Genomic DNA, 8,565 nt, shown 5'->3' on the forward strand with positions numbered 1-8,565 from the left:
CCTGAGTGAGTGTGCCGCTGTCGCGCTCTCGCCGCATGTTTCCGTTCGCGCGGTGCGTCGCCGTTCCGGCAGACGCACCGCGCGAACGGAAACACTGGGCGGTTCGACCGGGGACGGATGCGATACGCTTCGTGCGCGCCCCCGGGCGTCACTCCGGTTTGGCGGGCGTCCCGGATGCCGTGGACGATCCTGCGCGGCGGGCACGGCGTTCCGCCTTCGCCGCGGCACCCGACTCGGCGATGAGCGCCTTCGTCTCATCGAGCTCGCCGAGCATCGGGCGGATCCAGGTCACCGACGGATTCGAGTCGACGAGCAGCAGGCGCACGAGGAGCGTGAGCGGAATCGCAAGAATGGCGCCGATCGGCCCGATGATGACGGCCCAGAAGAGCACCGAGAAGAACGTGATCGTCTGGTTCAGCGACACCGCGTTGCCGACCACGCGGGGCTGGACGATCGATTGCACCACCGCGTTGATGATGCCGTAGACCACGATGACCGCGATCACCGTGGGCCAGCCGCCGACGAGCCCCCCGAAGATGATCGGCGGGATGATCGCGAGGAAGTACCCGATGTTCGGGATGAAGCTGCACAGGAATGCCAGCACGCCCCAGATGAACGCGCCCGGCACACCGAGCAGGAGGAGAGCCAGCCAGTTCAGGAAGCCTTGGGCGAGGCCGAGCAGGGTCGTGACGACCATGTAGCGCCGTACGTTGCTGCCGTACCTGACGAGCGAGACTGCGAGCAGCGGGTGCGTCTTGCTCGTCATGCGCAGGATGGTCGGCATGTAGCCGCCGTCCATCGCCATCAGCAACACCATGGTGAGGATGATGACGATTGCCGTGGTGAGCCCCGCCAGCCCCCCGGCAAGGCCGCCGAGGAAGCCGATCAGCGAGGACGGATCGAAGTCGGCGGCGATGTCGCTGAGTTGCTTGGAGCTGATGCCGAGCGAATTCAGCCATGCGACCACATCCTGCCCCCAGGCGCTGATCTCATCGGCGAACTGGGGAAGCAGCGCGGCGAACTGGCCGAACGCGACGAGCACCGTGTAGCCGAAGACGAACAGGAGCAGCATGACGGCGATGATCACCGACCCGGTGGCGATGCCCCGCGGCACGCCACGCCGTTCCAGCGCCACCCTGAGCGGATGCACGCAGATGGTGAGGATGATTGCCAAGAAGACGGGGGCGATGATGGGCGCGAGACCGGCGATGCCGAACCCCACGAGCACCGCTCCCCCGAGACCGAGCATGATGAACGCGTTGCGATGATCCCCCAGCTCCGCGTTCACCGATGCCCGGTCACTCTCGGGATCGGCCCGAACCGTTCTCCTGCTCCACCGCACCTATTCTCCGTTCCGAGTGGCGTCGCGTGCTGCGTGGGCGGCAGTGCCGCCGATCACGCTGGGACGCGCAGCGCGTTGGACTTCAGCGCGTCGTACTCGGTTGCCGTGATGGCCCCGGAGTCGAGCAGTCGCTTCGCCGACTCGATCTCCGAGGCGGCCGACGAGGTGCCCGCGACCGAACGGATGTAGTCGGTGGTCTCCGCGGTCGCTTCCCGCGATCTGGCGGCACTCCGCTCGGCCATGCTGCGCCCGCGCGCGATCAGGTAGATGAAGGCCGCCAGAAACGGGACGAAGACGAGGAAGAGTATCCACAGCGCCTTTGCCCATCCATTGAGGCTGCCATCCCTGAAGATGTCCACGATCACCGTGATGAAGATCCAGATGCACGCGATGGCGATGTAGATCCAGAAGAACCAGACGAAGAAGTCCCAGATTGACATGGGCATTTCCTTTCGATGGGTGTGCAGGTCACGCCCGCTCGCTCGAAAGCTATTGGGCGATCATCAGGCACCGCATCACCCGGTTCGGATGAAACCGCGCCACGCGGTGAGGGTGGCGGTGAGCTGCTCGCACACGAACTGAACGCGACGGCTGCTGAGTATCGTTGGCCTCACGATTGGGGCGATGCCATACTGAACCGTGGGCGTTTCTCACTGTTCTGGGGGATGACGTGGTCGAGATACCCGTAACCGAATACCTCGTCGATCGGCCGGCACTGCGGCGGCGGATGGATGCCGCGCTGTCGTTGCCCCTGACGCTCGTCGTCGCACAGGCCGGTGCGGGCAAGACGGTGCTGCTGAACCAGTGGGCGACCGATCATGGCGGCGTTCGGTTCGTGTGGGTCGACGTCGAGGCCGGCGATGACGATCCGGTTCGATTCGCTCGCCGGCTGCTCGCGGAGCTCGCCGTCGTGCGGCCCGACATCAGCGGCCTCGCCCGGATGACCTCGCTCAATGCCGGCGGAATCGGCGGACCACTCCTGCAGGCCCTCGCCATGGAGCTCGCGTCGTTCCCGGAGCTCGTCATCGTGCTCGACGACCTCCACCACCTCTCGAACCGCACGCTGCTCGCCGACCTCGGCGTACTGGTATCCGCCATCCCGCCCAATGTGCACATCGTGATCTCCACCCGTGTCGATCCCCCTATCGCATGGAGCGGTCTTCGCCTGCGTAACAAGCTCCTCGAGATCCGGCAGGCCGACCTGGCCCTGACCGAGCCGGAGTCTGCGGAGTTGCTCGCCAGGATGACCGGCCGCGACATCCCGGCCGAGGTCATGCAGGTGCTCGTGGCCCGCACGGAGGGGTGGGCCGCCGGAGTGCAGCTCGCCGGGATCACGCTCAGGGTTCATCCCGACGCCTCCGACTTCGTCGCCGAGTTCGGCGGCACCGACCGTCTCATCGCCGAATACCTGACCGAAGAGGTGCTCGCGGCGCTCCCTCAACGCGACCGTGCCCTCCTGCTTCGGATGTCCCCGCTCGAGGACATGACTGCCGGACTCGTCGATCACGTGCTCGAGCGGTCCGATGCACTACAGCTCTTCGAGCGCCTCGAGCGCGAGTCGATGTTCTTGGTCTCACTCGACGCCCACCGTGAGCGCTTCCGGTTCCACCAGCTCTTCAGGGACCTGCTCCGGTACCGCTTGCGCTACGAGGACCCCGAACAGGAGGTCGAGGTTCTCGTCCGCGCAGCGGAGTTCCACCGGGCTCGCGGTCAGCTCCCGACGGCCATCGAGTACCTCTTACGTGCCGGGGCATGGGACCGTGCCCTCGACGCCACCATGGCGCTGGGAAGCGAGATCTTCGAGCGCGGCGAGATGCGGACCGTCATCCGCTGGATCACGACCGTCCCCGAATCCGTGCGCACCGATCGGCTCGACGTCTCGCTCGAACTGGGCATCCTCGTCGGCATGCAGGGCGAGGCGGCGCACGCCGTCGACATCCTCAGCCGGGTGACCAACGATCTGCGGGCCACCGACGGCGAGCGCGCGATCGCCCACGCGTGGATCTCGGCGACCACCCAGTGGAACCCACATCCCGACGAAACGCTCCGCGCTGCCGAGCGTGCCATCGACCTGCTCCAGTCCGGTCCGGCATCGCCGATCCCCGACGTGATGCGGCTCACGACTCCGGAGCTGCTCCGGACCCTGACGATCGGATCCGGCGGCCGATCCCATTTCCTCGCAGGAGATCTGCGCGAGGCGGAGGCGTGGCTGACCCGCGCCTTGGACAGCGAGGGGATCGCGTACCCGCCCTATCGTGTCGGAGTTCTCGGCTCGCTGGCGCTCATTCGCATCTGGTGCGGGCGCGCCGTCGAGGCCGAACTCCTCGTCGCGGAAGCATTCGAGACCGCTGCCACGAGCGGCCTGCTCGCTCATCCCGTCATCGCGGATGCATACCTCGCGCGAGCGATGGTGGCCCTCGAACGTGGATCACCAGATATCGCAGCCGCACCACTCCGGGATGGAACGATACGGGCGGAGGCGAACCACCGAACCCAGCTGTTGTGGCTCGCCCGTTGCCAGCAGGCGATGCTCGCGGTCGCCAACGGTTGCCTCGACGAAGCCCTCGAACTCACCGACCTCTCCGAGCACGACGCCGTGTCGGCCCCGGCTCCGGCCATTCTCGATCGCCTCATCGCAGCGCGCATGACCGTGCTGCGCCGACTCGGGCGGCCTGAAGAATCCCTTCGCCTCCGAGGCGGCGCCGCTCCGACGTCGGCCACCATCGCCTTCGAGACCGTCGCAGCCTCATTGGCACTCGGACGCACGGACTCGGCTCATCGCATGATGCCGGCGATGCGAGCGGTCTTCGAAGTGGAAGGTCTTCGCGGCGACCTCCAGCGGCTGTCGGCGATGGCGTGGACCGCAGAGCTCGACGGCGATCACCGCACCGCCCTCGACCTGATCGACGCCTCCATCGACCGGGCCGAGCCCGACGGCCTGATCGAGGTCTTCATGGCAACGGATTCCGTCGTCCTCGACCTGATCGCGGAACTGGCTGCCGAACGCGGCGGCCTTGCTGCGGCGGTCATCGCCCGGCGACGCCAGGTGGAACCGCAGGACGCCAATGCCGATCTGCCGGAACCGCTGACCGAGCGAGAATTGGAGATCCTCGCGTATCTCCCGAACCATTCCACGAGCGCAGAGCTGGCTCGCTTCTGCTTCGTGTCGGTCAACACACTCAAGACGCACATGGCGCACATCTACCGCAAGCTCGCAGTGACCGACCGCAGCGCCGCGATTGCGCGGGCCCGGGAGCTGGGCCTGCTCGATCGGGTCAATCGGACTGCGCGGTCACATGCTTGACCGACTCGATCTCGATGTTGAACCCTCGCAGCAGCTCGAGCACCCCGACGAGCCGCGACTGATCGGGCACGCACCCGCGCAGGCGAGTCGACCCCGCCTGACGCGTGACGACCTCGAAGCCCTGAAGCTCGGCGATGATCATCGGGCTCAGTTCACCCCTCACCAGGATCTCGAATGTCTCGGCGATCATGCTCTCTTCCGGATCTTCGTGTCGACGGATCGCACGCGTCTGCGTGCGGCGATGCCGCCGGGGTCGACTAGATGCGTCGGCGACGTCCGGGCGTGATCGCCGCGCCGACCACGGCGGCCTTCGCGACCGGGGCAGGCCCGGGGCGAATTGCCGCGCCGACCACCGCGGCCCGGGCGACGGGTGCGCCGACGACGCCGACCCGTCCGATTCGTGCAGCCCTCAGCGGCATGTCATGCTCCTGTCGTCTCGAGTGCGGCATCGGCCTCGATCGAGGCGATGATCGCTTGGATGGGGATCCGCCCGCCGGCGATCAGCTGACCCCCGGCGCTCCGGGCGGCCGCGGCGAACGGCGCGGCCCAGAGATTCTCGTACACGAGTACGCCCGCGACGCTGCCGGGCTGCATCGCCGCTGCCAGGTGCTCCACGTCGTCGGCGGCGAGCAGTTCGGCGAGTTGCGACTCGATCTCGACCAAGCCGCCGAGGTCGCCCGCGTCCGACAACTCCATGGCATCCACCACGCCCGCCTCGTCCTTCACGAGGACGATCGCGTCGATGACCCGGATGGTCCCGGCCTCGGCGAGGTTCACGAGCTCTTGCGCGATCTCCCCCCTGAAGTTCGCCTCGCCCGGCGGGAACTCGACGACGAGGAAGTCGACGGGGCCCAACGCGTCCAGTTCGTAGTCGGTCATGTTCGTTCCGTCCTCTGCCGCAGTTCGTTGGCGCCTGTTCCCCGGCGCTCAGCCTCAGACTCCTCGTACCCGACGACCGAGACATCACACAATCAGGGTGATTCGGGTGTCGGTCGGTCACACCACCCTGACTGGTGCCGTCAGCGAAGGCGCTCACGTCGTCGACCTCGCTTACCGCGGCGATGGACCAGGCCGGTCGCGCGCCCAGCTGCCATCACTCGTGTCCGCTGCCGGCACGTTGGTGGTCCTCATCTTCGGAACCGCCCTGCCCAATGGCTGGCGGCCATCGACACCATGACGACCTGCCGGGGGTTCGCACTCGGGCCCCCAGCCGGCGGCAGGACATCACCCGAACCGGATGATTCGGCGGACGGGCGGCATGGGTACCGTGAGCGGGGCTTTCACCGACTGCGAACTGGGGGAACACCATGAAGCCTGATCGCCACGCGCGGACGATGCTGCCGATTCCCGACCGGCAGGTCCCGGGTCTCACGACCTACGACGCGAAAGATCCCGACACGGCGTATCCGCCGATCGAACCGTTGCTCCCGCCGGATGGAGCCCCCAACGTGCTGGTCATCCTGCTCGATGACGTGGGGTTCGGCGCCTCGAGCGCGTTCGGCGGTCCGTGCGAGACGCCGAACGCCGAGAAGCTCGCGGCGGGCGGGCTGAGGTACAACCGCTTCCACACCACCGCTCTGTGCGCACCGACCCGCGCGGCGATGCTCTCGGGACGCAACCACCATTCCGTCGGCATGGGCAGCATCACCGAGACGGCGACCTCAGCGCCCGGCAACAGTTCGCTCAAGCCGAACACGAAGGCCCCGCTGGCGATGACGCTGAAGTTGAACGGGTACTCGACGGCGCAGTTCGGCAAGTGCCACGAGGTTCCGGTCTGGCAGTCGTCGCCGATGGGCCCGTTCGACGCGTGGCCGTCGGCCGGTGGCGGGTTCGAGACGTTCTACGGCTTCATCGGCGGTGAGAACAACCAGTGGGATCCCGCACTCTACAACGGCACGACCCCGGTCGAACCGCCGGCCACGCCCGAGGAGGGGTACCACCTGACCGAGGATCTCGCCGACCACGCGGTGAGCTGGATCCGCACGCAGAAGGCGTTGATGCCCGAGAAGCCGTTCTTCGTGTACTTCGCCCCGGGGGCGACGCATGCGCCGCACCATGTGCCGAAGGAGTGGGCCGACAAGTACGCGGGGAAGTTCGCCGACGGCTGGGATGTGCAGCGCGAGCGTACGTTGGCGCGGCAGAAGGAGCTCGGGGTCGTCCCGGCCGATGCCGAGCTCACCGCGCGGCACGATGAGATCCCCGCGTGGGACGACATGCCCGACCAGCTCAAGCCGGTGCTCGAGCGGCAGATGGAGGTGTACGCGGGATTCCTCGAGCACACCGACTTCCATGTGGGGCGGGTGATCGACGCGATCGAGGACCTCGGGGTGCTCGAGAACACGCTCATCTACTACATCATCGGCGACAACGGGGCATCCGCCGAGGGCACCGTCAATGGCGCGTTCAACGAGATGGCGAACTTCAACGGCATGGCGGCGCTGGAGACGCCGGAGTTCATGCGATCGAAGATGGACGAGTTCGGCTCGCCGAGCTCGTACAACCACTACGCGGTCGGCTGGGCGTGGGCGATGGACTCCCCGCTGCAGTGGACCAAGCAGGTCGCATCGCACTGGGGCGGCACTCGCAACGGCACCATCGTGCACTGGCCGAACAGCATCGAGGAGAAGGGCGGGCTGCGCTCGCAGTTCACCCACTGCATCGACGTGGCCCCGACCATCCTCGAGGCGGCAGGCCTTCCTGAGCCGACCATGGTGAACGGCGTGCAGCAGTCGCCCATTGAGGGCACTTCGATGCTCTACTCGTTCAACAAGCCCGACGAGCCCGAACGCCACGACCTGCAGTACTTCGAGATGTTCGGCAACCGCGGCATCTACTACAAGGGCTGGAGCGCGGTAACGAAGCACCGCACCCCCTGGGTCATGACCGGCGGCGGGCTCGTTGCGTTCGACGACGACGTGTGGGAGCTCTACGACGGCAGCGTCGACTTCAGCCAGGCCCGCGATCTCGCGGCCGAGAACCCCGAGAAGCTGCATCAGTTGCAGAGGCTCTGGCTGATTGAAGCGGTCAAGTACAACGTGCTGCCTATCGATGACCGAACCGCCGATCGGGCGAATCCCGACATAGCGGGCCGGCCGACGCTCATCCGCGGCAACTCGCAGCAGTTCTTCCCGGGCATGGGTCGACTCTCCGAGAACAGCGTCGTGAGCATCAAGAACAAGTCGTTCTCCGTCACGGCCGAGGTCGAGGTGCCCGAGGGCGGGGTCGAGGGTGTCATCATCGCCCAGGGCGGTCGGTTCGGCGGGTGGAGCGTCTACGTCACCGGCGGCACGGCGAAGTTCGTCTACAACGTGCTGGGAATCCAGGAGTTCGCGACGGTGGCCGACACGGCGATCCCCGCGGGCACGCACCAGGTGCGCATGGAGTTCGCCTACGACGGCGGCGGCCTTGGCAAGGGCGGCGACGTCACGCTCTTCTACGACGGCGACGAGGTCGGCACCGGCCGAGTCGACGCGACCCAGGCGCTGGTCTTCTCCGCCGACGAGACCACCGACGTCGGATACGAATCCGGCACGGCCGTCAGCCCCGACTACACCCCGCAGTCGAGCCGGTTCACCGGCAAGATCAACTGGGTTCAGATCGACACGGGCGACGACGACCACGACCACCTCATCGACCCCGAGGAACGCCTCCGGGTCGCGATGGCCAGGCAGTAGGAACCGTCGAGCTCGAGACGGCGACGGCGAGCCCGGCCGGCCGTCGGGAGCGGGTCAGATTCCGACGCTGGACCGCGCCCCCCTCCCGGGTTAGTCTGCCGAGGAGGGGGGTCGCCATGCCGCAGTTCCGACCGATCACAACGAGGAGCACGGCGTGAGCGCCGGGGTGTCGCTCCGCGCCGTCTCGACCGCCGTGCCGCCCACGGTGCTCGTGCAGCCCGAGGTGCGCGACGTGTTCGCCGCGC

General features: G+C 67.3%; 7 protein-coding genes. 2 read left to right on the plus strand and 5 right to left on the minus strand.

What is annotated here, in order from left to right; genetic code table 11:
- Positions 1-148 precede the first annotated feature (148 nt).
- Together IEX31_RS17850 and IEX31_RS17855 are read right to left on the minus strand one after the other, a co-directional pair.
- Positions 149-1,288: an AI-2E family transporter gene (locus IEX31_RS17850; RefSeq protein WP_188744747.1), complete on the minus strand. Its 1,140-nt coding sequence runs from the start codon at positions 1,286-1,288 to the stop codon at positions 149-151.
- A gap of 107 nt (positions 1,289-1,395) precedes the next feature.
- Complete coding sequence (locus tag IEX31_RS17855; RefSeq protein ID WP_188744748.1) at positions 1,396-1,782, minus strand: SHOCT domain-containing protein; 387 nt, start codon at positions 1,780-1,782, stop codon at positions 1,396-1,398.
- Between the two features lie 230 nt (positions 1,783-2,012).
- Between IEX31_RS17855 and IEX31_RS17860 the strand changes: the two genes are divergently transcribed.
- Positions 2,013-4,646 (plus strand): winged helix-turn-helix domain-containing protein, encoded by a 2,634-nt coding sequence (locus IEX31_RS17860; RefSeq protein ID WP_188744749.1) that lies wholly within the window; start codon positions 2,013-2,015, stop codon positions 4,644-4,646.
- Here the strand turns inward: IEX31_RS17860 and IEX31_RS17865 are convergent.
- From IEX31_RS17865 to IEX31_RS17875, 3 genes are all read right to left on the minus strand, one after another.
- Complete coding sequence (locus tag IEX31_RS17865; RefSeq protein WP_188744750.1) at positions 4,618-4,836, minus strand: DUF8691 family protein; 219 nt, start codon at positions 4,834-4,836, stop codon at positions 4,618-4,620. The genes IEX31_RS17860 and IEX31_RS17865 overlap by 29 nt on opposite strands.
- 67 nt (positions 4,837-4,903) lie before the next feature.
- Positions 4,904-5,065, minus strand: coding sequence for a hypothetical protein (locus tag IEX31_RS17870; protein ID WP_188744751.1), 162 nt, complete (start codon positions 5,063-5,065; stop codon positions 4,904-4,906).
- Between the two features lies 1 nt (position 5,066).
- Complete coding sequence (locus tag IEX31_RS17875) at positions 5,067-5,525, minus strand: DUF6325 family protein (RefSeq protein WP_188744752.1); 459 nt, start codon at positions 5,523-5,525, stop codon at positions 5,067-5,069.
- 428 nt (positions 5,526-5,953) lie between these two features.
- Here IEX31_RS17875 and IEX31_RS17880 point away from each other — a divergent pair, with 428 nt between their 5' ends.
- Complete coding sequence (locus IEX31_RS17880) at positions 5,954-8,320, plus strand: arylsulfatase (protein WP_188744753.1); 2,367 nt, start codon at positions 5,954-5,956, stop codon at positions 8,318-8,320.
- The last annotated feature ends 245 nt before the right edge of the window (positions 8,321-8,565 follow it).

Origin of the sequence: Agromyces bauzanensis (genome assembly GCF_014645655.1) — a bacterium.
Classification (GTDB): Bacteria; Actinomycetota; Actinomycetes; order Actinomycetales; family Microbacteriaceae; genus Agromyces; species Agromyces bauzanensis.

Coding starts and splice junctions, on each gene's coding strand:
- IEX31_RS17855 (WP_188744748.1), bottom strand. CDS start 1,782: ATGTCAATCTGGGACTTCTTCGTCTGGTTCTTCTGGATCTACATCGCC.
- IEX31_RS17865 (WP_188744750.1), bottom strand. CDS start 4,836: ATGATCGCCGAGACATTCGAGATCCTGGTGAGGGGTGAACTGAGCCCG.
- IEX31_RS17870 (WP_188744751.1), bottom strand. CDS start 5,065: ATGCCGCTGAGGGCTGCACGAATCGGACGGGTCGGCGTCGTCGGCGCA.
- IEX31_RS17875 (WP_188744752.1), bottom strand. CDS start 5,525: ATGACCGACTACGAACTGGACGCGTTGGGCCCCGTCGACTTCCTCGTC.
- IEX31_RS17880 (WP_188744753.1), top strand. CDS start 5,954: ATGAAGCCTGATCGCCACGCGCGGACGATGCTGCCGATTCCCGACCGG.